Origin of the sequence: Parafrankia sp. EUN1f (assembly GCF_000177675.1) — a bacterium.
Classification (GTDB): domain Bacteria; phylum Actinomycetota; class Actinomycetes; order Frankiales; family Frankiaceae; genus Parafrankia.
On sequence record NZ_ADGX01000126.1, the window covers coordinates 1 to 25340 of the forward strand.

A 25340-nucleotide genomic window follows, 5' to 3' on the forward strand; every position below is an offset into this window, starting at 1 on the left:
CTCCTGGCCGTATCCGAAGGCCCCGCTGGTGCCGCTCGCGGAGTCCGTGCACGAGCGGATGAGCGTGGAGATCTTCCGCGGCTGCACCCGTGGATGTCGCTTCTGTCAGGCGGGCATGATCACTCGGCCGGTTCGGGAGCGCAACATCGCGACGGTCGGGGCGATGGTCGACGCGGGGCTCGCGGCCTCGGGCTTCTCCGAGGTCGGCCTGCTGTCACTGTCCAGCGCGGACCACAGCGAGATAGGCGAGATCGCCAAGGCACTGGCCGACCGCTACGAGGGCACGAACACGTCGCTGAGCCTGCCCTCGACCCGGGTGGACGCCTTCAACGTGACGCTGGCCAACGAGTTCTCCCGCAACGGTCGGCGCAGCGGCCTCACCTTCGCCCCCGAGGGCGGCTCGGAGCGCCTGCGCAAGGTCATCAACAAGATGGTCAGCGCCGAGGACCTCATCCGCACCGTGAGCACGGCCTACGCGCACGGCTGGCGCCAGGTGAAGCTGTACTTCATGTGTGGTCTGCCCACCGAGACCGACGAGGACGTGCTGGAGATCGCGGACCTCGCCCGCGAGGTCATCCGGGCGGGCCGGAAGGCCAGCGGTCACCGTGACATCCGCTGCACCGTGTCGATCGGGGGATTCGTCCCCAAATCGCATACTCCGTTCCAGTGGGCCGGTCAGGCCTCGTACGAGGTGACCGACCACCGCCTCAAGCTGCTGCGGGACACCGTGCGTGCCGACCGTGAGGTCGGGCGGGCGATCGGGTTCCGTTACCACGACGGGCGCCCGGGCATCATCGAGGGCCTGCTGGCCCGCGGTGACCGCCGGGTCGGTCGGGTGATCGAGCGGGTGTGGCGTGAGGGTGGCCGCTTCGACGGATGGAGCGAGTACTTCTCGTTCGCGCGCTGGGAGGCCGCGTGCGAGGCGGAGCTGGGCCCGCTGGGCGTCTCGCTGGACTGGTTCACCACCCGGGAGCGCGACGAGCGCGAGGTCCTGCCGTGGGACCATCTCGACTCCGGTCTCGACCGGGACTGGCTGTGGGCCGACTGGCAGGACGCGCAGCGTGAGGCGGAGCTCGACGACTGCCGGTGGACTCCCTGTTACGACTGCGGCGTCTGCCCGACGATGGGCACCGCGAACGAGATCGGCCCTACCGGGCGCACGCTGCTCCCGGTGGTCTCGGTGGCGAGCACCCCCGCCCCGGCTGCCTCCACAACAGCCTCGGCTGTCTCCCCTTCGGCTGCCTCGCCTTCGGCTGCCTCCTCTTCGGTTGCCTCCCCTTCGAACATGGTGCCGGCCCGTGCCTCGTCAACCTGAGGGCCCACCGCCGCCCCCGGTCGTGGCACGCATCCGGGTGCGCTTCGCCAAGCGGGGAAGGCTGCGCTTCCTCTCGCATCGCGACATCGCCCGGGCCTTCGAGCGTGGCCTGCGCAGGGCGCGGCTGCCGGTCGCGCTCTCCGCAGGCTTCAGCCCCCATCCCCGGCTCTCCTGGGTTGGTGCCGCGCCCACCGGTGCGGCCAGCGAGGCGGAGTACGTCGAGATCGCCTTCTCCGCGCCGGTCACTCCGAGGTGGGTGCACGAGGCGCTGGACGCGGCACTTCCGCCCGGTCTCGATGTGGTCTGTTGTGTCGAGGCGCAGGGGCGGGCGCTTCCCGACCGCGTCGACGCCTCACGCTGGCAGCTTCGGCTACCCGGGGTGGCTCCGGCGGAGCTGGGCGTGGCCGTTCCTGCGCTCCTGGCGCGGGAATCGCTGGTCGTCGAGCGGGTGACCAAGGACGGCAAGCGTGAAGTTGATGTGCGCGGGGCCGTGGTCTGGGCCGTTTGCCGTGCAGAGAACGACACCTGTGCGATACTGGACGTGGTCGTACGGCACACGACGCCCGCCGTTCGACCCGACGATGTGCTGACCGCCCTTTCCGCGGTCGCTGTTCTCAGCGTTCCGGTGCCACCCGAGCCGACACGGCTCGAACAGGGCCGATTGCGCGAGGATGGAACGCTGGCGGACCCGCTGGCGCCGGACCGCGATGAGGCTGCCCGGCCGGCAGGTCGACTCGAAGCGTGATGAGGGTGTCGCAGGATTGCCGGCGGTGCGAACCGCCGGACCGAGACAGCGGCTTCTGCGCGGTCGCGACTGCTGACGCAGCGCGCCCGGGAGCCCGAAAGGCTTTATAACCCGTGCCCGCCGAAGACCAGATCACCGAAGAGCAGACCGCGTCCGAGTCCGCAGCCGTGCGGCCGACACGTCGACGGCGTGCCGCCGGCCGGCCCGCCGGGCCGCCACCGGAAGCGGCCGTGCCCGTACCCGCAGCCGATCCGGAGACAGCTCCGACCGGCTCCGGGGAGTCCAGCGCAGCGGCGCCTACCGGCCAGGCCGCTGCGGCCATCTCGCCGTCCGAGCCCGTGGTGTCGGTTCCGACCGACAGTTCCACGGTGACGCCGACGGCACCATCCCAGCCAGCCGAGGACACCGCAGGCCCGGCGCCGGAGGCGGCGCCAGCCAAGCCGGCGCGACGCGCGGCCACCCGGCCGCGGCGGGCGTCCCGCGCGGTCAGCGAGGCCGTGGTGGGTTCCGCCGACCCGGCTGCCGCAGCCGACCAGGCCGCCGGGCCCGCCCCGGTTGCCACTCCGGCTTCCGGCCCGGCCGCCACGTCCGCCTCCTCCACTGCTGCCATTGAAGCCGGTCCGACCGCTGATGCCGCACCGGTCGCCGTGGCCGAGAAGCCGACCCGGACCCGCCGTCGAGCAGCCCGGTCATCGGGCACTGCCGAAGCGGGCACGAGCAAGCTGCCAGCGGGCAGCGACGGCGGCGAGACCACCGACGCTGCGACTGTCGCTGCTTCCGAGTCGTCCGCGGTTCCCGAGGCATCCGCGGCTTCCGAGGCGTCTGCTGACACTACGGAGCGCGGTGAGGTCGCCCCCGCCGCGACCAAGCCCCGACGTTCCCGTGCTCGTCGCACTGCCACGAAGGTCGAGCCGGTGGAACCGGCCCAGCCGTCCGAGCTGGGCGCCGGCGGTCCGTCGGCGACATCGGGCGGCGAGTCCGACGCGGTGGCGGCGTCGGATGCCGTGGTCGCCGAGCCGGCCGCACCGATCGACGCTGTCGGCACAGCCGGTAGCGAGGCGCCCGTCAGTACCGAGGCGCCCGTCAGTACCGGCGCGCCGATCAGCGCCGAAGTGCCCGCGGGCGAGAGCGGCCCGGCCGACGAGTCCGTGGCGCCGGCCGTGACCGACGCCGTGACCGCTTCGGTGGTCCAGCCGGGGCCGGCCGCGCAGGCGGGACCCGACGAGGCCGGGTCCGACGAGGTCAGCGCCAGCGGTGACACGACCGCCCCTCCGGCCACCGCGAGTCCAGCCGCTCCGGCCGCGGCAGGGGAGGCGGCCCAGCGTCCGGCGCGTCGGCGTTCGCGGCCGGTCACCCCGACCTGGACCAGCGGCGCCGAGGCCGAGATCCCCGCCGCGGCAGCCAAGCCACCGGCACGCCGACCGGTTGCCATGATCATGTTCCAGCAGCCCGAGGTGGCCGCGCTCGACGAGTGGACGCGCCGCCGAGGCCGCGGTGAGCCCACGAGCGGCGAGGCACCCGCGACCGGCCCGGGCCGGGCCGGCGACGGTGGCGCGATCGCGGCGCAGGACGATTCCGCGCCCGATGATGTGGCCACCGAGGAGCTCACCGACCTCGATGAGCTCACCGCCACCGACGCGGCTCTGGAGGACGAGCAGGACGCGTTCGAGCACGATGCCTTCGTGTCCGCCGACACGGACCTGGAGTCGGACGCCGACGACACCGGTCTCGGTGGAACCCGTCGCCGTCGCCGTGGCCGCCGCGGTCGCGGGCGGGCCCGAGGCGAGGACGAGCTCGGCGAGACCTCCGAGGACGACGGCGGCGAACCGGACGAGCAGGACCGGGAGCACGCGGAGGCGGAGGAGCACGAGGTCACGCCTGGCCGTCGCCGCTCCCGGCGTACCGGGACGCGCGGGTCGTACGACGGCTCGGGCGCCGCGGACGCGGAGGCGGAGCACGGCGCCGACGAGGACGCGGACGAGGACACCGCGTACACCGTCGAGGACGGCGCGGACGACTCCGCTGACGACGGCTCCGACGACGGCTCCGACGACGAGCAGGCCGGCGGCTCCCGCCGGCGGCGCCGTCGGCGGCGGCGGTCCGGAATCGGTGAGGCCGCACCGATGGCGGACGACCCGCCGAACACTGTGGTCCATGTCCGTGAGACCCGTAAGGACGACGACCTCGTCCGCGGGGTGAGCGGTTCGACTCGGCTGGAGGCGAAGCGCCAGCGTAGGCGGGAAGGCCGGGACAGCGGCCGTCGCCGTGCGCCCATCGTCACCGAGGCGGAGTTCCTCGCCCGGCGTGAGTCGGTCGAGCGGCGGATGGTCGTCCGGCACCACGGCGACCGCACCCAGATCGCGGTGCTCGAGGACGGCGTCCTGGTCGAGCACTTCGTGACGCGGGCGAGCTCGACCTCGTACGCGGGCAACGTCTACCTGGGCCGGGTCCAGAACGTGCTGGCCAGCATGGAGGCGGCCTTCGTCGACATCGGCAAGGGCCGCAACGCCGTCCTGTACGCGGGTGAGGTCAACTACGACGCCTCCGGCCTCGACGGGCGTCCGCGCAAGATCGAGCAGGTGCTGAAGTCCGGCCAGTCGGTCCTGGTCCAGGTTTCGAAGGACCCGATCGGGCACAAGGGCGCCCGGCTGACGAGCCAGGTCAGCCTGCCCGGCCGTTACCTGGTGTACGTGCCGGACGGCCAGAACGCGGGCATCAGCCGCAAGCTGCCGGACACCGAGCGGGCCAGGCTCAAGAGCATCCTCAAGAAGATCACCCCGGAGAACGGTGGAGTGATCGTCCGCACCGCGGCGGAGGGCGCGAGCGAGGCCGAGCTGGAGCGCGATGTCGAGCGGCTGGTCGCGCAGTGGGAGGACATCCAGCGCAAGGCGCAGAAGGCGAGCGCGCCATCGCTGCTCTACGGGGAGCCCGACCTCGTGGTCCGGGTCATCCGGGACGTCTTCAACGAGGACTTCACCGAGCTGATCGTCCAGGGTTCGACCGAGGCGGCGACGGTCGAGGAGTACGTCGACACGGTCGCTCCCGACCTGCGGGACCGGGTCCGCCGCTATGTCGGCACCGGCGACGTCTTCGCCGAGTACCGGGTGGACGAGCAGCTCGCGAAGGCGCTGGACCGCAAGGTCTGGCTGCCCTCAGGTGGCTCACTGGTGATCGACCGCACCGAGGCGATGACCGTCATCGACGTCAACACCGGGAAGTTCACCGGTAAGGGCGGGAATCTCGAGGAGACGGTCACCAAGAACAACCTGGAAGCCGCGGAGGAGATCGTCCGGCAGCTGCGGCTGCGCGACATCGGCGGCATCATCGTCATCGACTTCATCGACATGGTGCTGGAGAGCAACCGCGAACTGGTGCTGCGGCGGCTCACCGAATGCCTGGGCCGGGACCGGACCCGCCACCAGGTCGCCGAGGTGACCAGCCTGGGGCTGGTGCAGATGACGCGCAAGCGGGTGGGGCAGGGCCTGCTGGAGGCATACAGCGAGCCCTGCGCGCACTGCAGCGGGCGCGGCGTGACGATTCACCTGGACGGTGCCCACGCGCACGCGGGACCCCAGCAGGTGCCCGCACCGCCCGCGCAGGCGAGCGCTCCGGCCGGGCGTCGGGGCAGGCAGGCGGCGAAGAGTGGCAGCCCGGCCCTGGTCGCGGCCGGCACCGCCGCGGTGCCGGCATCGCCTGACGGCCGCGTGGAGACGGCGACGTCGTCCGCGGTCCCGGCGGCGCAGCCGGCGTCACCCGACGGCGCGCACGGTGGCGGTGCCGGTGGTGCCGACCAGGGCTCCGTGCCGGGGCACGAGACCGTGCGGCCGGAAGCGGTGCCAGCGGCCGAAGGCCTCGACGAGCTGGCTGCGGTCGGCGCGTCGAGCGGCCCGGTGGTGCTCACCGGATCCGGCGAGCGGGAGAGCACCGTCTTCGCCAACACCGACGATCCGGACAGCGTTCTGCACGCGGCCAACGGGGCGAGCGTCTCGCCGGGCGCGGAGAAGCCGGCACGCACCAGGCGGCGCCGGGCCTCCCGGCCGGTGTCGAAGCCGGCCGAGACCCTCCAGCCGTCTGAGGCGGCCGGAAGCTGACCAGAGCGGCTGGGCGTGTTCCCGCGTGTCCGCGCGGAACACGCCCAGCCGCTTCTTTCCTTTTTCCTTGCAGGGCTTCCGTGCCCTGGTGCACCGCGGGCCTTCGGGGGGCACGGCCACCGGGGCGAGCGGTCACGATCTCGGCTGGCTGAGTGCCCGCCGCGGAGTCAGGACAGCGGCGACAGGTCCCGACCGACGGCCGCGGGCGTGGCCCGGACGAAGCCGTGGCAGCCGCGCTGGCGCATCAGTTCGTCCAGGGTCGCGCGGGACCGTCGTAGTGCGCCGTCCAGCGCCTGACGTGCGCGGGGCTCGTCACCCATCTGCAGCGCGTAGGAGGCGACCACCAGGGTCTGCACCAGATCGTCCTGAGCGGACAGCGGATCGAGTGGGCGCCCTTCACCAGCCGGAGCCCCCGGGGCCGAGACAGCCGAGACAGCCGGGTCAGGCGGGCCAGTTGGGCTGGTTGGGCCAGTTGGGATGGCCGGGACGGCCGGTGCGGTCGTGGCCGGCTCGGTGCTGGCGATGGCGGGCCTGGCCAGCCCGCGCCCGTGCACCGCGAGCCAGCCGGCCGCCGTGGCTGTCAGCAGCGCCCACACCGCCTTGGCCCAGGCCGGGGGATCGATCAGGTCGTTGAAGACCAGCTCCGCGGTGACCAGCGCGACCACGATGGACAGCACGCCGATGGCCGCGGCAGGCGTGCCGGCCGCGGCAGCGCCGGTGCCCGCCTCGGCGCGGCGGCCGGAAGTCGCTGTGAGCAGGAAGCCACAGACGGCCAGGAGCGCCGTGACGGTGGCCACGCTCGCCGCCCACGTCACGTGCTGCCAGGTCACGTCTTCTTCCTTCTGGTTGGCCGTGGGGTTCGCACGGCGGCCGTGGACCGCGCCGCGGCAGAAGTGCCGCTGCGGGGGACCCCACATGTTCGCCGTGCCCACGGCGTGCGGCCATGGCCCGTCCGAGTCATGGTCGGGATGGCCTATTCAGCGGCTGTCTATCGCCCATGCCCAGCTCTGCCTGTGTCTTCCCGTGTCCTCCTGTCGTTCGGTGGTTGCTTTCGGTGGCCGGGTGGGGGTCCTGTTCGGGGATCCGGGGGTCCTGTCCAGCGGTCGGTCGGGTGAAATCGGGCCCCCGGGCGCGGGCCTTTCTCACCCCCGCGCGGATGACCTGTAAGGTGGACGGACACGGGACAGGCGCGTGCTCGCGATATCGCCCCCTTGTCGGGCTCCCAAGCTTGTCGGGCTGCAAGGCCCAGTCAGGTTCGGAGCCTGTCGGGTTCGATGTCGCGCGGCCAGCATGGTCCCCGGCTCCGGGATGTTCTGGGCACTTCGAGTGCTTCAGAGGCCTGGCAGGCTGGGTGGCATGGTGGTCTGACACAGGCGCCGGGCACGTGAGCAGACGTGGCGGGCCGCCAGAGCGGTCCATGCGGGATCCAACAGCAGGGAGAACTGGTGTACGCGGTCGTTGCCAGCGGCGGCAAGCAGCACAGGGTCGCCGTCGGCGATGTCGTCGACGTCGAGCTCCTCTCCGGTGAGCCAGGCGCGGCCGTGAAGCTTCCGGCGGTGCTCCTGGTCGACGGTGAGTCGGTCACCCACGACGCTGACGCGCTTGCGTCCGTCGCGGTCACGGCCGAGGTCGTCGAAGTCGTCAAGGGTCCGAAGATTCGGATCCACAAGTTCAAGAACAAGACCGGTTACCACAAGCGCCAGGGCCATCGCCAGAAGTACACGCGCCTGAAGGTGACCGGGATCGAGACGGGGAAGGCCTGACGAGATGGCGCATAAGAAGGGCGCGAGCTCCTCGCGCAACGGCCGTGACTCGAACGCGCAGCGGCTGGGCGTCAAGCGTTTCGGTGGGCAGCTCGTCAAGGCCGGTGAGATCATCATCCGCCAGCGGGGCACCCACTTCCACCCCGGTGACCTGGTTGGTCGCGGCAAGGACGACACGCTGTTCGCGCTCGCTCCCGGCTATGTCGAGTTCGGCCGCAAGCGTGGCCGGCGGGTCATCAGCATCGTCGCGGTCCAGGGCGAGCAGGCCGAGCAGAAGGTCGCGGTCAGCGCCTGACCTGACGGCACGGCCGCAGTAGTTGTCTGAGATGTAGTTGTTCACGGGGCGCCGCGCGTACCACCGCCGAACCGGAGGTGGTACGCGCGGCGTTCTCGTGTGGTCCCGCGCCCGGGCGGGGAGCAGGGAGATGGCCGACCATGGCGACGTTTGTTGACCGGGTTGTTCTGCACGCCGCAGCGGGTGACGGTGGCCACGGCTGCTGCTCGATCCACCGCGAGAAGTTCAAGCCGCTCGGCGGCCCGGACGGGGGCAACGGGGGCCGCGGCGGTGATGTGGTGCTCCGGGTGGATCACGGGGTGACCACCCTGCTCGACTTCCACTTCCATCCCCATCAGAAGGCGGGTGGGGGCCGCCCGGGCCAGGGCTCGAACCGGCACGGCGCGGACGGCGGCGACCTGGTGCTGGCGGTCCCGGACGGCACGGTGGTGATCTCGCCGGACGGCGAGGAGCTCATCGACCTGGTCGGTCCGGGCAGCAGCTACGTTCTCGCGCGCGGTGGGCGCGGTGGGCGCGGGAACGCGTCCCTGGCGTCGGCCCGGCGCAAGGCGCCTGGCTTCGCCGAGCTGGGTGAGCCCGGCGAGCAGCTCGACGCCGTCCTGGAGCTCAAGAGCGTCGCGGACGTCGCGCTGGTCGGCTTCCCGAGCGCGGGGAAGTCCTCGCTGGTCTCGGTCCTCAGCGCCGCCCGACCCAAGATCGCCGAGTACCCGTTCACCACCCTGGTGCCGAACCTGGGTGTCGTCCAGGCCGGCGACCACCCGCCCTACACCGTCGCGGACGTCCCCGGGCTGATCCCGGGCGCGAGCCAGGGCCGTGGGCTGGGGCTGGAGTTCCTCCGCCACATCGAGCGCTGCTCGTTGATCGTTCATGTTCTCGACTGCGCCACGCTCGAACCGGGCCGTGATCCGCTGACCGACCTCGACATCATCGAGGCGGAGCTCGCCGCCTACACCACCGACCTGTCCGACCGCCCCCGGCTCGTCGTCCTGAACAAGGTGGACGTGCCGGACGCCGCCGACCTCGCCGAACTCGTCACGCCGGACCTGCAGGCCCGCGGGCTGACCGTCTTCGCGGTGAGCACGGCGAGCCGGCACGGTGTGCGGGCCCTGTCGCTCGCCCTCGCGGAGCTCGTCGCGAGCCTGCGCGCCGCGGCGCCCAGCCGCAGCTCCGCCCGGGTGGTCCTGCACCCGCGGGCGGTGGACGAACCCGACTTCACGGTGCGTGCGGTGGGCGACGGCTTCGTCGTCGGGGGACCGAAGCCGCTGCGCTGGGTGCGCCAGACCGACTTCACGAACGAGGAGGCGATCGGCTACCTCGCGGACCGGCTCGCCCGGCTCGGGGTGGAGAAGGAGCTGGCCCGCTGCGGCGCCGTCCCGGGGGTCGAGGTCACCATCGGCGATGTGACCTTCGACTGGGAGCCGACCCTGTCCGGGCGCGAGGCCCTGCTGCTCGAGGGCGCGGGCGGCGGAAGCGGTGGGAGCGCAGACGGCTACGGGCTCGTCGAGCCGGTCGCCGCGCCGACCGTCGCGACCGTCGGTGGTTCCGGCGGCATCCCGGGTGGTGGCCGTTCCGGGCTGCGTGCCGGTGCGGTGCCCGACGTCCAGCTCGGTCCTCGGGGCACTGACCTGCGGCTTCGGACGTCGAAGCGGCTGACCAGGGCGGAGCGGGCGGCCCGCCGGGACGGGGCTGAGGGTTTCGACGAGACTGACGGTTTCGACGCGGCCGACGGTTTCGATGAGGCCGACGGCTTCGACAGCCTCGATGGCTTCGACGACGACCCCGAGCGTGGCTAGGGGCCGGATGATGCCTCGCGCCTTCGTCACCGACGCCTCCCGGATCGTCGTCAAGGTCGGATCGTCGTCGCTGACCACCGCCGCCGGAGGCCTGGACGTCGCCCGGGTGGAATCCCTCGTGTCGGCGGTCGTCGGCCGGGCGGGTCCGGAGGGCGGTCTCGTCCTGGTGTCCTCGGGGGCGATCGCCGCCGGGCTCGCCCCGCTGGGGCTCTCCCGGCGGCCCCGGGACCTCGCCACCCTGCAGGCCGCGGCGAGCGTGGGCCAGAGCTCGCTCGTGCACTGCTACGCGGGAGCGTTCGGCCGGGCCGGCTACCGGGTCGGCCAGGTCCTGCTCACCGCGACCGACGTGATCCGCCGCACGCACTACCGCAACGCCCGCACCACCCTGGATCGGCTGCTGGCCCTGGGCGTGGTGCCGATCGTGAACGAGAACGACGCGGTCGCCACCCAGGAGATCCGGTTCGGCGACAACGACCGGCTGGCCGCGATCGTCGCCCACCTGGTGTCCGCGGACGTGCTGGTCCTGCTCTCCGACGTCGACGGCGTGTACGAGTCGAACCCGCGGCTGGGCCCGGCGGCCATGGTGCGCGAGGTCTGGTCGGACGCCGATCTCGACGGGCTGACCGCGCAGGGCACGGGCACGGCCGGCGTCGGGGTCGGCGGTATGGCAACCAAGATCGACGCGGCTCGGATGGCGGCGTCGGGTGGTGTCACCACCATCGTGACCTCGGCGGCGCTCGCGGCCGAGGCACTGGCCGGCGAGGAGGTCGGGACGGTCTTCCACCCGACCGGCCCGCGGCGGGCGTCGCGCCTGCAGTGGCTCGCGTACGCGACCGCCCCGGAAGGGCGGCTGTACCTGGATGACGGTGCCGTGGCCGCGGTCGTGGACCGGCAGGCCTCGCTGCTGCCCGCGGGGGTGACCCGGGTCGAGGGCGACTTCTCCGCGGGTGACCCGGTCGACCTGGTGGATCCGCTGGGGCGTCCGGTCGCGCGGGGCCTCGTCGAGTTCGACTCGACCGAACTGCCGGGCATGCTCGGCCGCTCGACGATGGAGCTGGCCGCCGAGCGTGGGCCGTCCTATGAGCGTGAGGTCGTCCACCGTGACGACCTCGTGCTGCTGCTCGCCCGCCGCTGACCATCTGTCGCTGATCGCCTGCGGCTGGTCACCTGTCGTTGATCACCTGGATCGCCGCCGGCCGAGGTCCGGCCCACCCCCTGACCAACTGGTTATGCGGGTCCGGGGTCCTTGGGCACCGGACGCCGGTAGCCTCGTCGTCGACGGCGTGCGGCCGCGTCGGCGACGCCGACGCCGCCGATGACGCCGGGCCCGGGTCGGCGTCGGCGTCGGATGTCGCGGACTTCCTGGAAGGAATGCGGTCATGAACACCTCGGCGGAGGACGTCCGAGCCAGTGCGGTGCGAGCCCGGCAGGCTGCCAGCGCGCTCGCGCCGCTCCCGCGGGCGGCCAAGGACGCCGCCCTGCTCGCCATGGCCGGTGCGCTCCTCGAACGCCAGACCGAGATCCTCGCCGCGAACGCCGTGGACGTCGCCGCCGCACGGGCGGCCGGGACGTCCGACGCGCTGGTGGACCGGCTCACGCTGACACCGGCGCGGATCGAGGCGATGGCCGACGGGCTGCGACAGGTGGCTTCGCTCGACGATCCCGTCGGTGAGGTCATCCGCGGCCGGGTGCTCGCCAACGGGCTGGAGCTGCGGCAGGTCAGGGTCCCCCTCGGCGTCGTCGGGATCATCTACGAGGCGCGGCCCAACGTCACGGTCGACGCGGCGGGGCTGTGCCTCAAGAGCGGCAACGCGGCTCTGCTGCGCGGCAGCGCCTCCGCGCTGCACTCCAACCGGGTCCTGGTGGACGTCCTGCGCGAGGCCGCGGTGGCCACCGGGCTCCCCGCCGACGCGGTCCAGCTGGTCCCGGGTGCCGACCACGAGTCCGTGAAGCATCTGATGCGGCTGCGCGGGCTGGTGGACGTGCTCATCCCGCGGGGCGGTGCCGGCCTGATCCGCACGGTCGTCGAGGAGTCGACGATCCCCGTGATCGAGACCGGGGTCGGCAACTGCCACGTCTACGTGGATGTCGACGCCGACCTGGACACGGCGCTGGCCGTCACGCTCAACGCGAAGACCCAGAAGGTCTCGGTGTGCAACTCGGCCGAGACGCTGCTCGTCCACGCGGGCATCGCCGCGGAGTTCCTGCCGCGGGTGCTGGCCGCGCTGCGCGAGGCGGGGGTCACCGTGCACGGCGACGAGACCGTGCGTGCGGTGGACCCGTCGGCGGTGCCGGCCACCGACGAGGACTGGGCGACCGAGTACCTCTCGCTGGATCTGGCGGTCGGTGTGGTCAGCTCCCTCGACGAGGCGGTCGACCACATCCGGCGGTGGAGCAGCGGTCACACCGAGGCGATCATCACCCGGTCGCTGGCGGCGAGCCGCCGCTTCATCGCGGGCTGCGACAGCGCCGCGGTGATGGTGAACGCCTCGACCCGTTTCACCGACGGCGAGCGATTCGGGATGGGCGCGGAGATCGGTATTTCCACCCAGAAACTGCACGCGCGCGGGCCGATGGGGCTTCCCGAGCTCACCTCGACGACCTGGATCGGCATCGGGGACGGTCATCTCGTGTAGGCGGTCCGGGCCCGTTCCGCCTCGGTGACCGGAACGTTTCCGCAGGTGACGGGGGGTGCGGAAGACGGTGGGATGGTGGCCCGAGGGTGCGGTCAGGAGAATTCCGCAAGGCCGTCATCCGTCGTCAATCCGTCATGTGGTGCCAACCACTGGCACTATGGACAGTGGGTACTACCAGGCACCGGGACCGGAAGGTGGCCATGTCGTCGCAGGGATACGCGTTCGCTGATGTCGCGGATGTGCAGGAGCGGCTCCGGGAGACGGGTTATCTCGCCGACGAGGCGATCGCCACCACGGTCTTCCTCGCCGACCGGCTGGGTAAGCCGCTCCTGGTCGAAGGGCCGGCCGGTGTCGGCAAGACCGAGCTGGCCAAGGCGCTGACCACCGCCGTCGGTGCCGAGCTGATCAGGCTGCAGTGCTACGAGGGCCTCGACGAGGCTCGGGCGCTCTACGAGTGGAACTACAAGAAGCAGCTGCTGCGCATCCAGGCCGGCGCCAGTCTGGCGCCCGAGGCCGTGGCGGGGGTCGCCGGCGCTGCCGGGGCCGACCGGGCCGCGGGGGAGTCGGCCGGTCTCGCCACCTGGCGCGAGACCCACGACGACATCTTCAGCGAGGAGTTCCTGCTCTCCCGCCCGCTGCTCACCGCGATCCGGCGCAGCGAGCCCACGGTCCTGCTCATCGACGAGACGGACAAGGCTGACGTGGAGGTCGAGGGCCTGCTGCTGGAGGTGCTGTCCGACTTCCAGGTGACGATCCCGGAGCTGGGGACCCTGAAGGCGACCCGGCGGCCGTTCGTCATCCTCACCTCGAACGCGACCCGTGAGCTGTCGGAGGCGCTCAAGCGCCGCTGCCTCTACCTGAACCTCGACTACCCGTCGGCCGCCCGGGAGAAGGAGATCGTCCTGTCCCGGGTGCCGGAGCTCGGTGAGCGGATGGCCGAGTCCCTGGTGCGGATCGTGCGCTCGCTGCGGGCGATGGAGCTGAAGAAGGCGCCGTCGATCGCGGAGACCATCGACTGGGGCCAGACGGTCCTCGCGCTGGGTTTCGACACCATGGACGACGCCGCCGTCACCTCGACTCTCGGTGTGGTCCTCAAGCACGCCAGCGACCAGGCTCGCGCCATCAGCCAGCTCAAGCTCGGCGCCAACTGAATCAGGCTCGGCGCCGACACACAGCGGGCGGCCGGCCCCGGACCGGGAGGTCCCGATGAACCTGCTCGACCGCACCGTGGCGTTCACCGCCGCCCTGCGCCGCGCGAACGTCCCGGTGAGCAGCGCCGAGACGGTCGACGCCGTGCGGGCGGTCGGCGCCGTCGGATGGGCCGACCGGGAGGCGGTGCGGGCCGCGTTCGCCGCCACCATGTGCAAGCGCCCGCTGTACCGCAACGCCTTCGACTCACTGTTCGACCTGTACTTCCCGCCGCGGATCGGTGACGGTGTCGCGCTCGGCGACTCCGGCGAGACGTCCGGCTCCGGGCAGTCGGCCGACGGGGCGAACGGTCCGGCGCCCGAGCTGACCCCGCAGGAGCTGGAGGCCCTTCGCCGCGCCATGCGCGACCAGCTGCGGGACGCACTGCTCGATGGGGACGACGACAGGCTGCGCGACCTGGCCCGCCGCTCGGTCACCGCCTTCGGTGCCGCGCAGAACGGCCCCGGCCAGCGCAGCTACTTCATCTACCGGGTGTTGCGCGCGATGTCGCCGGAGACGCTCATCGCCGACCTGCTCGCCGCGATGCTCGGGGAGGAGGAACGCGGTGGGCTCGGCGAGCGGATCGCCCGCCAGACCATCTCCGACCGGATCAAGGCCTTCGAGGACATGATCTCCTCCGAGGTGCGGCGGCGGATGGCGGAGGAGCGCGGGATCGAGGCGGTCGAGCGTTCCGCCGTCAAGCCGCTCGCGGACCAGGTCGACTTCCTGCGCGCCTCGCAGCGTGACCTGGTGGAGCTGCGTCGCCAGGTGTATCCGCTGGCCCGGCGCCTCGCGACCAGGCTGACCGCCAAGCGCCGGCTCGGCCGCACCGGGCGGCTGGACTTCCGCCGCACGGTGCGGGCCTCGCTGGCCACCGGCGGCGTGCCGCTGGAGACGAAGCACCGGCCGCACAAGCCGCACAAGCCGGAACTGGTCGTGCTGTGCGACGTGTCCGGATCGGTGGCCTCCTTCGCACACTTCACGCTCATGCTCACCCACGCGCTGCGGGAGCAGTTCTCCAAGGTCCGCGCCTTCGCGTTCATCGACACGACCGACGAGGTCACCCGGTTCCTGCGCGGTCTCGACCTGGGCGACATGATGGCTCGTATCGCCAGTGAGGCCGATCTGGTCTGGTTCGACGGCCACAGTGACTACGGCCACGCCATCGACGTGTTCGCCGAGAAGTACCCGGACGCCGTGGGCCCGCGGACGTCCCTGCTCATCCTCGGGGACGCACGCAACAACTACCGTGCGACCTCGGCCGCGGTCTTCCGCCGGCTGTGCGGGCAGGCCCGCCACTCCTACTGGCTGAACCCGGAGCCGCGCAGCTACTGGGGGTCCGGCGACTCGGCCACCGGGGCCTACGCGGACTTCGTCGACGAGATGGTCGAGTGCCGCAACGTCGAGCAGCTCCAGCACTTCATCGAACGCCTGCTGCCGACCTGATCCGGGCCCGGCCGGGCGCCGAGCGCAGCGACTCGGCAGTTCCCCGCCCACCCGCTGCTTCCGGGCAAGAAGCGCGGATTTTGGCTGTCGCGGCAACCGGAATCCGCACTTCTTGCGGACTGTCAAGCGACTCCTGTGTCCCATATGTCACTTCAGGAGCGCCAGGCGGCGAGATTCGTCCGATTGTGGGTGAACCGATCGCCGCCCGGCCGCGTCAAACCCCTCCGACGGCGACGCGGTCCGCGTCCGCCGAACCAGGACCGCCGCGTGGCAGGACCGCGCGGTGACCTGGCAGGCCAGACGGAGGGGTGCCGCCATGGCGACCACGATGAGCAGGACTGGTCCGACCGGCGTGACCGGCGTGACCGGCGTGACCGAGCCGACGGGTTCAGGTGAACCGGTCAGTCCGACCGGCCCGACCGGCCCGACCGGCCCGGCGGAAGCGGAGAATCCGACAGGAGCAGCTCCCTCGCGCCGTCGCGGGAAGGTTCTCCTCGGGTTCATGATCCTGGCCGTGGCCCTCGTCGCCGGCGCCGGGCTGGGTACCCTCGCCGACGCGCTGGATGACGGCTCGTCCGCCGAGCTGGCCCTGCCCGTGGCCTCGACCGGAGCGGCGGCCGAACCCGCGGTCGCACCGGCGCCGACACTCGCTGCCGGCAGCGGCGCACCGGGCGCCGCGGGCTCCGCCTCCGGGTCTGCCCCAGACGCATCGGGGGAGGTCCTCGCCGACTCGGCGGCGTCGCAGAGTGCCGTGCGCAGCGGCGTCGTCGCGCCGGGCCAGGCCTCGACCGGCTCGGACGGGTCGACGGGTTCCAGCGGTGAGCCGGCACGGCCGGCCGGAGCCGAGCCGCGCATCGTCCGCGACGGCAGGACGGAGCTGTCGGTGCCGGCGGGCAGGGTGGAGGAAGCAGTCGAGGCGCTGTCGACGCGGGCGAACGACCTCGACGGCTACGTCGAGTCCAGCGAGACCAACGGAACGCCGTCGACGACCGACGACAGTCGCCAGAGCGCGACCGTGACGCTGCGGGTGCCCACCGCGTCGTTCGACAAGCTGCGCTCCGGTCTGGGTGGGCTCGGCACCGTGACGTCGTCCACGACCTCCGCGCGGGATGTCACGGGAGAGTACGTCGACCTCCAGGCGCGCAAGCGGGCTCTCGAGGCGTCCCGCGACGCCTACCTGGCCCTGCTCGCCAAGGCGACGACGGTGGGGGAGACCCTGTCGGTTCAGCAGGCGATCGACCGGGTGCAGGTCGAGATCGAGCAGATCGAGGGCCAGCGGATGGTCCTCGCCGACGCGAGCGATCTCGCCACCCTGACCGTCCGGATCGCTGAGGACGGGGCCGGCGAGATCAGTCCCGCGCCCGAGGACGACCCGTCCGGTCTGGGGGACGCCGTCCGGCGGTCATGGGACCGCTTCGTCAACGGCATCGAGGCGATCATCGCGCTGATCGGCCCGCTGGCGCTGATCGCCCTGCTCGCAGGTTTCGCCTACCTGGGCGTCCGGCTGGTCCGGATCGTGCGTCGGCGAGGCCGCGGCGGCACAACGGCCCCGGTGCCGACCGCAGGCCCAGTGCCTGTGCCTGCGCCGGCTCCCGCTCCGATGCCAGCCGCAGGCCCAGCCGCGGCCCCTGGCCCAGCCGCCGCGCCGGTTCCGCCCGCCGCGCCGGCTTCTCCGAACGAGCCGGGGACCGGCGCGTCCTGACCTCACCGCCACGGTCGAGTACCGGTGCGGCGGTGAGGTCAACCCGGGAAGGCTGGCCGGGGCATCTACCCGGCCAGCGCGGCGTCCACGATGGTCTGGGCCTCCGCGAGCACGGCGGTGAGGTGCTCGGTGCCGACGAAGCTCTCGGCGTAGATCTTGTAGACGTCCTCGGTGCCGGACGGGCGGGCGGCGAACCAGGCGTCCGCCGTCGCCACCTTCACGCCGCCGATCGCGGCACCGTTGCCCGGTGCCGACGACATCGCCGCGGTCACGGCGCCGCCCGCAAGCGTCGTGGCGCCGAGAGCCTCCGGGGTGAGTGCGGAGAGGATCTTCTTCTGGGCCGGGCTGGCCGGCGCGTCGACCCGGCGGTACGCGGGCGAGCCGAAGCGCTCCGTCAGGTCGGCGTAGAGCCGGCCCGGGTCCCGCCCGGTGACCGCGGTCATCTCGGCGGCGAGCAGGCAGGCGATGATGCCGTCCTTGTCCGTCGTCCACACCCCGCCGGAACGGCGCAGGAAGGACGCTCCGGCACTCTCCTCGCCGCCGAAACCGAGCGAGCCGTCGAGGAGCCCGTCGACGAACCACTTGAAGCCCACCGGAACCTCGTACAGGCGGCGATCGACGTCGGCGGCGACTCGGTCGATCATCCCGGAGCTCACCAGCGTCTTGCCGACGGCGGCGCCGTCGGGCCAGCCCGGGCGGTGCGCGAACAGGTAGGCGATCGCCGCGGCGAGGTAGTGGTTCGGGTTGAGCAGGCCGGCGCCGGGGGTGACGATGCCGTGCCGGTCGGCGTCGGCGTCGTTCGCCAGCGCCACGTCGAACGACCCGGCCAGCCGCAGCAGCGACGCCATCGCGTAGGGCGACGACGGGTCCATCCGGATCTTGCCGTCCCAGTCCAGCGTCATGAAGCCGAACGTCGGGTCGACCGAGGTGTTGACCACCTCGATGTCCAGCTTGTGCCGGTCGGCGATCTCCTGCCAGTACCGGACGCTCGCGCCGCCCAGCGGGTCGACTCCGATACGGACCCCCGCCGCGCGGATCGCGTCGAGGTCGACGACGTCCGGCAGGTCCGCCACATAGGCGCCGACGAAGTCATGCACGGTCGCGGCGGCCAGTGCCTGCTGGTGGGGCACCCGCGCCACCCCGGCGAGGCCCGCTTCGAGCAGCTCGTTCGCCCGGTTCTGGATCGCGCTCGTGGCGGCGGTGTCGGCCGGGCCGCCGTGTGGTGGGTTGTACTTGAACCCGCCGTCGGCCGGCGGGTTGTGCGACGGGGTGACGACGATGCCGTCAGCCAACCCGGCCGGCCGGCCCGATCCCGCGGCGCCTCGCCCGTTGTGGGCGAGGATCGCGTGCGAGATCACCGGTGTCGGGGTGGCCTCGCCCGCGGGGGCGACGCGGACGTCCACCCCGCGGGCGACGAGCACCTCCAGCGCGCTCGCGAGCGCCGGCGCGGACAGGGCATGCGTGTCCACCCCGATGAACAGCGGGCCATGGGTCCCGGCGGCCGCGCGGTACTCACAGATCGCCTGGGTGGTGGCCAGGATGTGGTCTTCGTTGAACGAGGCGCGCAGGGCGCTGCCGCGATGGCCGGACGTCCCGAAGGAGACCCGCTGGGCCGGGTCGGCCGGGTCGGGGTGGACGTCGTGGTAGGCGGCGAGCAGCGCGCCCGGGTCGATGAGCTCGTCGGGAGCGGCGGGCTGCCCCGCGCGCGGGCTGTTCGGCATGGGCGGGCTCCATGGGATGTGATCGGCTCCCCGGTCAGCCTAGATGCAGCTCCGTCGGTGCCGCACCCGGCCAGGTTCGCCCCGCCCGGATCCAGCCCGTGCCCCGACCGGGATCAGTCCGTGCGGGGAAGCATCGCCTCGAGGTTGCCGTAGTGCTCGGCGAGGCCCGGGTACAGCGCGCCGAGCCCGCCCGCCAGGGCCGCCCGCACCTGGACACTCGGCGCGTCCGCCAGGACCTCGGGTGCGCCGGCGGCGACGGCGTCGAGCGCGAGCGCGGCGACGGCCGCGGGATCCACCTTGGGCGCGTCGATCCGCCGCGTCATGTCGGTGTCCATGAAGCCGACGTGCAGCGCGGTGACGGTGACCCCGGCGCCGGCCAGCTCGACCCGCTGGGAGTTGGTCAGCGACCAGGCCGCCGCCTTCGCCGCGCAGTACGCCCCACTCGTCGGCATCGCCAGCCAGGACAGCGCCGACAGAACGTTGAGAACGGCTCCGTGCGGGCCGTGCGGGCCGTGCGCGTCGCCCCCGCCGGCACGGTCCGGCCGTTCGCGTGACAGCTGTGGCGCGAAGGCGCGTACCAGGCGCAGCGGCCCGAAGTAGTGGGTCTCCATCTCCAGCCGGATGTCCTCGAGCTCTCCGGTCAGCACCGACGCGCCGGTCGAGCTGCCGGCGTTGTTGATCAGGATGTCGACGTCCCCGGTGGCATCGGCGGCGGCGGCGATCTGGTCGGGGTCGGTGACGTCGAGCCTGATCGGGACGACACCGGGTGTCGTGATCGAGTCGGGGTTGCGCGCCGCGGCGTAGACCTTCGCCGCGCCCCTCGCGAGCAGCTCCTCGACGAACCTGCGGCCGAGGCCTCTGTTGGCGCCGGTGACCAGTGTGACCGACCCCTCGATGGGCGCCATGGCGTTCTCCGTCCTTGCGTGGATGTGTGGGCTCTCCGTGGGCTGTTTCGGGGCTGTGCCGGGGTGGCATCCGAGCCGGTGGTCCACGGCCGAATTCTAGGTTGGAAAATCCAACTTACTAGGTCGAGTGACGAAGGACATCCTGCGGGCGGAGGTGAGAAGGAGGCACGTGGACTTTGCGTGGGGTTAATGTCCCCACGTGCGACTGGGTGTGATGGGCGGGACGTTCGATCCAGTGCACAACGGGCATCTGGTCGCCGCGAGTGAGGTCGCGGCGTTGTTCGACCTGGACGAGGTCGTCTTCGTCCCGAGCGGCCGCCCCTGGCAGAAGGCCGACCGGGAGGTCTCGGCCGCCGAGGACAGGTACCTGATGACCTTCCTCGCGACGGCGGAGAACCCCCAGTTCACCGTCAGTCGCATCGACATCGAGCGCAGCGGCCCGACCTACACCATCGACACCCTGCGCCACCTGCGCCGGACCCAACCCGACGCCGAGCTGTTCTTCATCACCGGCGCGGACGCGCTCGCGCAGATCTTCACGTGGCGTGACCACACCGAGCTCTTCGGGCTCGCCCACTTCGTCGGTGTGACCCGGCCGGGCTACGACCTGCGTCGCCACGCCAGCCTGCCCGACGAGTCGGTCAGCCTCCTGGAGGTTCCGGCGCTGGCGATCTCCTCGTCCGACATCCGCCAGCGGGTCGCTCGCGCGGCACCGATCTGGTACCTGACGCCGGACGGGGTCGTCCGCTACATCGCGAAACGGGGGCTGTACGGCCCCCGGCCGGTCCCGCCCCCGGTGCCCGAGGGCGCCGGGCGGCCCGATGGGACGGAACATTCGGCCTGATGACCACAAACATGGTCGCCGATTCCCGCAAAGCTGTGTCACGCTGGACGTGGCCACTCGACCGGTGGGTGGCCGGTGCGTCCATCGGCGTGCGTGACCAGTTCGGACCTTTTGGAGACCAACAAGCGTGACCGCCTCGCCGCGAGCCGTGGAGCTCGCTCTCGCCGCAGCCCAGACCGCCGCCGACAAGATCGGCCAGGACATTCTCGTTCTGGATGTCAGTGAGCGGCTCGCGATCACCGACTGCTTCGTCATCGCATCGGCCGACAACGAGCGTCAGGTGAAGGCGATCGTGGACGAGATCGAGGAGAAGCTGCGGGCGCTCGGCGCGAAGCCGCTGCGCCGCGAGGGCGAGCGGGACGGCCGGTGGGTCCTGCTCGACTTCGCCGACATCGTCGTGCACGTACAGCGGGCCGAGGAGCGCGAGTACTACGGCCTGGAGCGGCTGTGGAAGGACTGCCCGGTCATCCCGTTCACCGACGCCGCCGTCGGCGTCGGTGCGGCGGAACCGCGGTGAGGCTGCTTCTCTGGCGGCACGGCAGGACGTCCTGGAACGACGAGGGGCGCTTCCAGGGGCATGCGAACCCGCCCCTGGACGAGACGGGGCGCCGTCAGGCCGCGGCGGTCGGCCCGGTGATCAGGGCGCTGCGCCCCGAGCTGGTGATCTCCTCGGATCTGATCCGCTGCCAGGAGACCGCCGCGAGCATCGGGCTGCCCGTGCAGGCCGACGCCCGGCTGCGGGAGATCGACCTCGGGGCCTGGTCCGGCCTGACCGGGCCCGAGGCCGCCGCACGGTTCCCCGCCGAGGATGCTGCTTGGCGCCGTGGCGAGGACATCCGCCGCGGTGGTGGCGAGACGTACGTGGAGGTCGCGGAACGGGCCTTCGCGGTCCTCGACGAGGTCCTCGCCGAGGACCTGCCGGTCGACCCCTCCGGGCTTGTCGTCTTCGTGTTGCACGGCGGGACGGCCCGCGCCCTCATCGGGAAGGCGCTGGGCGTCCCCCCGCAGAACTGGTGGGTGTTCGGCCCGCTGCGCAACTGCCGCTGGTCCATGCTCCGGCGGGAGCACGGTGGCTTCCGGCTGGCGGAACACAACAGCGGGCCCCTCGCCACAGGTGCCGCGGCGCCTGATATGGTCGTCAGCGTCGGGACGGGGAGCGCAGGTCCTCTCCCACCAGCCGAGGCGCTTCTGCCGACGCAGGAGGGGCCGACGGAAAGCGACACGGAACCTGTACACTCGCAGACGCAGCCGGCAAATGGCTGAGAGCGGGTACAGAAAACGGTCGTGTAAGATGTGAGCAGTACGAACTGAATATGGGGCTGTGGCGCAGTCTGGTAGCGCATCACACTGGCAGTGTGAGGGTCAGGGGTTCGAATCCCCTCAGCTCCACGCGATCGGGTTCGCGTGTTCGCATTCCCTTCGGGGAATGCTCCCGGGCTCCCGCGTTATGTTGGCCCAGGGGGCGACCCCCTGGAACCCCCGAGTTAGGGGCTTTGCCCCCGACACCCCCGCCCAGTCGCTTCTGAAGTCTGGTTGGAACATGGGTGTTGGGGATTTTTCTTTTTCTCCTGTGCGGCGGCCTTTTGTCGGTCGTGTTGCGAGTTTTCAACCTCGGCATGATGGTGCCGTTCGTCGGCGGGCCGATCGGTGCTACTACCGATCTGATTTCCATGCGTGCTGTGGCGGCCTTTGCCAGGGTCGAGCTTCCCGCCTGTTTCTGAGCCTGATGCCGATGACGCCTCAGCGGCATCAGCCGGCCTTTTCCTGCTCGCGCGGTGCCCGCGCGGTGAACCCGAGCGGGATGCCGTTGGGCATGCAGGTCGTCGGGCCGAGCTATGACGACGCCGCGCCGTTCGCGCTCGCGGCCGCGCTGGAGGCCGCTCTGCCCCGCCCTGCCTGGCCCATGTGATCCTCCCGGGATCGAAGCGCGTCGGCCGCGGAACCTCGGCGCCTTCTCGGGAAGCTCTCAGGGATCTCCCAGGGATCTCCCAGGATCGGCATGCACGGTGGACGCATGCCCACGACGCATCCGTCCGCCAGGTCCGGCCCCGCTGTTCCCGCGGTCGACGGCGGGGGAGTGCCGCCCGCGGGAAGCCCGCGCGGTTCGCTGCGAGCCTCCGGGTGGCTGGCGGGTGGGCACCGGTCGGCCGCCTCCGGTGCTGTTCGGCTCGGGCTGGTTCTCGGCGGGGTCGCGGTGCTCGGCATGTGGTGGTTCGACACCGCGGCGGGTGATGTCGCCGGCGCCGGTGACGTCCTCACCGCCATGGGGGACGTGTCGGGGCTCCTCGCCGCCTATCTGGTTCTCGCGCAACTCCTGCTGATGGCTCGGGTACCCGCGCTGGAACGGGCCGTCGGCTTCGACCGGCTGGCGGCCTGGCACCGCACACTCGGGACGAACGTTGTCCTGCTCGTGGTCGGGCATGTCCTGCTGACCGTGTGGGGACTCGGGCTCGTCGAGCATCATCAGCCGCTGTCGGAGCTCGTCTCGGTGGTCATGACCTACCCGGACATGTGGAAGGCGACGATCGGCACCGTCGGGCTCGTCGCGGTCGGGGTGGCCAGCGGGCGGACGGCCCGCGCCAGGATGTCCTACGAGGCCTGGTACCTGCTGCATCTGACCGCATACCTGGCCGTCGGGCTGGCGTTCTTCCACCAGATCGCGACCGGCCCTGACTTCGTCGGCCGGCCACTCAACCGGGCGTTGTGGATCGCGCTCTACACGGTGGTCGCGACCTGCCTGGTCGTCTGGCGGCTGGGCTGGCCACTGCTGGGCTTCGCCCGGCATCGGATGGTGGTCGAGCGAGTCGTGCCTGAAGCGCCGGGCGTCGTCTCGGTCGAGATCGGTGGCCGGGATCTCGACCGCCTCGGTGTGGCAGCGGGGCAGTTCCTGCTCTGGAGGTTCCTCACCCCGGGCCACTGGCTCACCGCGCACGCCTACTCGGTGTCCGCGCCGCCGTCGCCGCACCGGCTGCGCATCACGGTGAAGGACGCCGGGGACCATTCGGGCGCCCTCGCCCGGCTGCGGCCCGGCACCCCGGTGCTGGCGGAGGGGCCGTTCGGCCACTTCACCGCCGATCAGGTCACGACCCCCGGAGTCCTGCTGGTGGGTGCCGGCAGCGGAATCGGGCCGATCCGCGCCCTCGCCGAGGAACTGGCCTGGCGCGGCACCGACGTCGAGGTGATCTACCGGGTCCGCCGCGAGGGGGACCTCGCGCTCGCCGGGGAGCTGAACGCGCTCGCGGCGGCCGGGCGGCTGACCTTCCACCGGGTGGTCGGCAGCCGCCGCGAGCTGGGCTACGACCCGCTCGAGCCGCGCTTCCTGGCAGCGGCGGTGCCGGACGTCGCGCGGCGAGAGGTCTTCGTGTGCGGTCCGCCGGGCCTGATCACCTCGTTGTCGCACGCACTGCGCCAGCTCGGCGTTCCCGCCGTCCGCATCCATCACGAGGAGTTCAGCCTCCGATGACCACCACCAGGACGGCCACCGGAACGGACCACAGCCGGGCGCGGGCCTCCGTCCACTGGCTCGGCGGGCGCCTCGGGCTCGCCGCGCTGTTCGGGGCGGTTGTGCTGGTGGTCGGCGCCAAGGCGGTGACGGGCGCCTCGACGGCCCCGTCGGCGGCGATCGCGACCATGCCCGGCTCGACCGCCGCCGCGGGCTCGGCCGGGTCCACCGGCTCGGCCGCCGCGGGCTCGACCGGATCCGCGGGAGCGGACGGGGGCGGGGGGAGCGGTTCCTCGGCAACGGGGGAGTCGGACAGCTCGGCCGGTTCCGGTACCGGCACCGCGGACACGCCGGTGACAGCTGTCACCGGCGATTCGATCGACACCCGCTTCGGCCCTGTGCAGGTGCGGGTCGACCTGCGGAACGGGCAGATCATGGACGTCGTCGCGCTGGCCCTGCCCGACCAGAACGGGCGGGACCGGCGGATCAACGCCGAGGCGGTCCCGATCCTGCGCCAGGAGGTCCTCGACGCCCAGAGCGCCGCGGTCGACACCGTTTCCGGAGCGACCTACACCAGCGTGGGCTACCTGCGTTCCGTCCAGTCGGCGCTGGACCAGGCCGGTATCGGTGGCTAGCCCACGGGAGGCCGCGGGGGCGCGCCACCCTGGCGGCAGGCGGGTCGAGCCGGTGATGGGCACGGTGGTGAGCATCGCCGTGCGTACCGAACTGCCGTCGGAGGTGCTGGACGCGGCGATCGACAGCGCTGTCGCATGCCTGCACCGGGCCGACGCGGACTTCAGCACCTACCGCCCCGACTCGTGGGTCTCCCGCCTGCGACGCCATGAGATCGAGCTCGCGGACTGCCCCGGCCAGCTGCGGGACGTCCTGCGCCTCGCCGAGCTCTGTCGACGACGCTCGGCGGGCAGCTTCGACCCGGCCTGGCGGGGCGACGGCACCCTCGACCCGACGGGCCTGGTGAAGGGATGGGCGGCGGATGCGGCCTCGGCGGTGCTGACCGCGGCGGGCGCTGTCGACCACTGTGTCAACGCCGCCGGGGATGTTCGGGTCCGGGCCACGGACCAGCGGCCGTGGCGGGTCGGGGTCGCTGATCCCCTCGCCGCGGGCCGTCTCGTGGCGGTGGTCGAGGCAGCCGAGGTCGCGGTCGCGACATCCGGAACCGCCGAGCGGGGCGCCCACATCGTCTGCCCCGCCACCGGGGTGCCAGCCAGTGATCTGGCCTCGGCCACGGTGGTGGGGCCGGACCTGGCGCTCGCCGACGGCTACGCGACCGCGGCCGTGGCGGCAGGTCCGCGGGCGGTGGACTTCCTGGCCGAGCTGGAGCCGGAGGGCTGGGCGTGGCTGCTGGTCAGCCGCACAGGCGCGATCCGCCGCAGCGGCGGCTTCCCGGGGGCTGTCGCGGTGGCCGCCGGCCAGGGCCCGCGGGCGGTGCCGGA

22 protein-coding genes and 1 tRNA gene are annotated in these 25340 nt (G+C 72.3%); 20 read left to right on the plus strand and 3 right to left on the minus strand.

Translation table 11 applies throughout. From position 1 onward, the window contains the following. From FREUN1FDRAFT_RS28475 to FREUN1FDRAFT_RS28485, 3 genes are all read left to right on the plus strand, one after another. The coding region (locus FREUN1FDRAFT_RS28475; RefSeq protein WP_006543755.1) for a radical SAM protein at window positions 1-1315 on the plus strand (1315 nt) is incomplete at its 5' end. Beyond that, window positions 1299-2060 (plus strand): TIGR03936 family radical SAM-associated protein, encoded by a 762-nt coding sequence (locus FREUN1FDRAFT_RS28480; protein WP_035954098.1) that lies wholly within the window; start codon window positions 1299-1301, stop codon window positions 2058-2060. The genes FREUN1FDRAFT_RS28475 and FREUN1FDRAFT_RS28480, both read left to right, overlap by 17 nt. A gap of 914 nt (window positions 2061-2974) precedes the next feature. Next, window positions 2975-6151, plus strand: coding sequence for a ribonuclease E/G (locus tag FREUN1FDRAFT_RS28485; protein WP_006543757.1), 3177 nt, complete (start codon window positions 2975-2977; stop codon window positions 6149-6151). 167 nt (window positions 6152-6318) lie between these two features. On the opposite strand, the gene FREUN1FDRAFT_RS28490 is transcribed toward FREUN1FDRAFT_RS28485, so the two are convergent. Beyond that, the gene (locus FREUN1FDRAFT_RS28490; protein WP_035954106.1) at window positions 6319-6981 is read right to left on the minus strand and encodes a hypothetical protein; all 663 of its coding nucleotides are present in this window, start codon (window positions 6979-6981) and stop codon (window positions 6319-6321) included. A 615-nt stretch (window positions 6982-7596) separates the two neighbouring features. Here FREUN1FDRAFT_RS28490 and rplU point away from each other — a divergent pair. From rplU to FREUN1FDRAFT_RS28530, 8 genes are all read left to right on the plus strand, one after another. Further along, window positions 7597-7914 (plus strand): 50S ribosomal protein L21, encoded by a 318-nt coding sequence (gene rplU / locus FREUN1FDRAFT_RS28495; RefSeq protein ID WP_006543759.1) that lies wholly within the window; start codon window positions 7597-7599, stop codon window positions 7912-7914. A gap of 4 nt (window positions 7915-7918) precedes the next feature. Continuing rightward, window positions 7919-8209 (plus strand): 50S ribosomal protein L27, encoded by a 291-nt coding sequence (gene rpmA, locus FREUN1FDRAFT_RS28500; protein WP_006543760.1) that lies wholly within the window; start codon window positions 7919-7921, stop codon window positions 8207-8209. Window positions 8210-8349: 140 nt separating this feature from the next. Further along, the gene (obgE, locus tag FREUN1FDRAFT_RS28505) at window positions 8350-10002 is read left to right on the plus strand and encodes a GTPase ObgE (protein WP_006543761.1); all 1653 of its coding nucleotides are present in this window, start codon (window positions 8350-8352) and stop codon (window positions 10000-10002) included. A gap of 10 nt (window positions 10003-10012) precedes the next feature. After that, window positions 10013-11137: a glutamate 5-kinase gene (gene proB / locus FREUN1FDRAFT_RS28510; protein ID WP_035954112.1), complete on the plus strand. Its 1125-nt coding sequence runs from the start codon at window positions 10013-10015 to the stop codon at window positions 11135-11137. 244 nt (window positions 11138-11381) lie between these two features. Beyond that, window positions 11382-12638 (plus strand): glutamate-5-semialdehyde dehydrogenase, encoded by a 1257-nt coding sequence (locus tag FREUN1FDRAFT_RS28515; protein ID WP_006543763.1) that lies wholly within the window; start codon window positions 11382-11384, stop codon window positions 12636-12638. Window positions 12639-12838: 200 nt separating this feature from the next. Next, window positions 12839-13789: a MoxR family ATPase gene (locus FREUN1FDRAFT_RS28520; protein WP_006543764.1), complete on the plus strand. Its 951-nt coding sequence runs from the start codon at window positions 12839-12841 to the stop codon at window positions 13787-13789. 55 nt (window positions 13790-13844) lie between these two features. After that, window positions 13845-15272, plus strand: coding sequence for a VWA domain-containing protein (locus tag FREUN1FDRAFT_RS28525; protein ID WP_006543765.1), 1428 nt, complete (start codon window positions 13845-13847; stop codon window positions 15270-15272). 328 nt (window positions 15273-15600) lie between these two features. Beyond that, a complete protein-coding gene (locus FREUN1FDRAFT_RS28530) occupies window positions 15601-16974 on the plus strand; it encodes a DUF4349 domain-containing protein (RefSeq protein WP_232295460.1) in 1374 nt (457 codons plus the stop codon). A gap of 65 nt (window positions 16975-17039) precedes the next feature. Here FREUN1FDRAFT_RS28530 and pgm read toward each other — a convergent pair whose 3' ends face one another. Both pgm and FREUN1FDRAFT_RS28540 read right to left on the minus strand, forming a co-directional pair. Beyond that, on the minus strand, window positions 17040-18695 hold the full coding sequence (pgm, locus tag FREUN1FDRAFT_RS28535) for a phosphoglucomutase (alpha-D-glucose-1,6-bisphosphate-dependent) (RefSeq protein ID WP_006543767.1): 1656 nt from the start codon (window positions 18693-18695) through the stop codon (window positions 17040-17042). A 113-nt stretch (window positions 18696-18808) separates the two neighbouring features. Then, window positions 18809-19600 (minus strand): SDR family oxidoreductase, encoded by a 792-nt coding sequence (locus FREUN1FDRAFT_RS28540; protein WP_006543768.1) that lies wholly within the window; start codon window positions 19598-19600, stop codon window positions 18809-18811. A gap of 199 nt (window positions 19601-19799) precedes the next feature. Here FREUN1FDRAFT_RS28540 and nadD point away from each other — a divergent pair, with 199 nt between their 5' ends. The 9 genes from nadD to FREUN1FDRAFT_RS28575 all read left to right on the plus strand — a co-directional run. After that, window positions 19800-20444 (plus strand): nicotinate-nucleotide adenylyltransferase, encoded by a 645-nt coding sequence (nadD, locus tag FREUN1FDRAFT_RS28545; RefSeq protein ID WP_050796073.1) that lies wholly within the window; start codon window positions 19800-19802, stop codon window positions 20442-20444. Between the two features lie 127 nt (window positions 20445-20571). Next, complete coding sequence (gene rsfS, locus FREUN1FDRAFT_RS28550; RefSeq protein WP_006543770.1) at window positions 20572-20961, plus strand: ribosome silencing factor; 390 nt, start codon at window positions 20572-20574, stop codon at window positions 20959-20961. Then, window positions 20958-21707, plus strand: coding sequence for a histidine phosphatase family protein (locus FREUN1FDRAFT_RS28555; protein WP_006543771.1), 750 nt, complete (start codon window positions 20958-20960; stop codon window positions 21705-21707). The genes rsfS and FREUN1FDRAFT_RS28555 overlap by 4 nt, the downstream gene beginning before the upstream one ends. A 52-nt stretch (window positions 21708-21759) precedes the next feature. Next, window positions 21760-21833, plus strand: a tRNA-Ala gene (locus FREUN1FDRAFT_RS28560). A gap of 155 nt (window positions 21834-21988) precedes the next feature. Further along, window positions 21989-22165 carry a hypothetical protein gene (locus FREUN1FDRAFT_RS44335; RefSeq protein ID WP_006543772.1) on the plus strand — a complete coding sequence of 59 codons (177 nt, stop codon included), beginning with the start codon at window positions 21989-21991 and terminating at the stop codon, window positions 22163-22165. 65 nt (window positions 22166-22230) lie between these two features. Then, window positions 22231-22353 (plus strand): amidase, encoded by a 123-nt coding sequence (locus FREUN1FDRAFT_RS46875; protein ID WP_232295461.1) that lies wholly within the window; start codon window positions 22231-22233, stop codon window positions 22351-22353. A gap of 105 nt (window positions 22354-22458) precedes the next feature. After that, a complete protein-coding gene (locus tag FREUN1FDRAFT_RS28565; protein WP_157475510.1) occupies window positions 22459-23907 on the plus strand; it encodes a ferric reductase-like transmembrane domain-containing protein in 1449 nt (482 codons plus the stop codon). After that, the gene (locus tag FREUN1FDRAFT_RS28570; RefSeq protein ID WP_006543775.1) at window positions 23904-24521 is read left to right on the plus strand and encodes an FMN-binding protein; all 618 of its coding nucleotides are present in this window, start codon (window positions 23904-23906) and stop codon (window positions 24519-24521) included. The genes FREUN1FDRAFT_RS28565 and FREUN1FDRAFT_RS28570 overlap by 4 nt, the downstream gene beginning before the upstream one ends. 55 nt (window positions 24522-24576) lie before the next feature. Continuing rightward, the coding region (locus FREUN1FDRAFT_RS28575; RefSeq protein ID WP_006543776.1) for an FAD:protein FMN transferase at window positions 24577-25340 on the plus strand (764 nt) is incomplete at its 3' end.

Coding starts and splice junctions, on each gene's coding strand:
- proB (WP_035954112.1), top strand. CDS start 10,013: ATGCCTCGCGCCTTCGTCACCGACGCCTCCCGGATCGTCGTCAAGGTC.
- FREUN1FDRAFT_RS28530 (WP_232295460.1), top strand. CDS start 15,601: ATGAGCAGGACTGGTCCGACCGGCGTGACCGGCGTGACCGGCGTGACC.
- FREUN1FDRAFT_RS28570 (WP_006543775.1), top strand. CDS start 23,904: ATGACCACCACCAGGACGGCCACCGGAACGGACCACAGCCGGGCGCGG.
- rpmA (WP_006543760.1), top strand. CDS start 7,919: ATGGCGCATAAGAAGGGCGCGAGCTCCTCGCGCAACGGCCGTGACTCG.
- pgm (WP_006543767.1), bottom strand. CDS start 18,695: ATGCCGAACAGCCCGCGCGCGGGGCAGCCCGCCGCTCCCGACGAGCTC.
- FREUN1FDRAFT_RS28520 (WP_006543764.1), top strand. CDS start 12,839: ATGTCGTCGCAGGGATACGCGTTCGCTGATGTCGCGGATGTGCAGGAG.
- FREUN1FDRAFT_RS28525 (WP_006543765.1), top strand. CDS start 13,845: ATGAACCTGCTCGACCGCACCGTGGCGTTCACCGCCGCCCTGCGCCGC.
- FREUN1FDRAFT_RS28515 (WP_006543763.1), top strand. CDS start 11,382: ATGAACACCTCGGCGGAGGACGTCCGAGCCAGTGCGGTGCGAGCCCGG.
- FREUN1FDRAFT_RS28540 (WP_006543768.1), bottom strand. CDS start 19,600: ATGGCGCCCATCGAGGGGTCGGTCACACTGGTCACCGGCGCCAACAGA.
- FREUN1FDRAFT_RS28565 (WP_157475510.1), top strand. CDS start 22,459: ATGCCCACGACGCATCCGTCCGCCAGGTCCGGCCCCGCTGTTCCCGCG.
- obgE (WP_006543761.1), top strand. CDS start 8,350: ATGGCGACGTTTGTTGACCGGGTTGTTCTGCACGCCGCAGCGGGTGAC.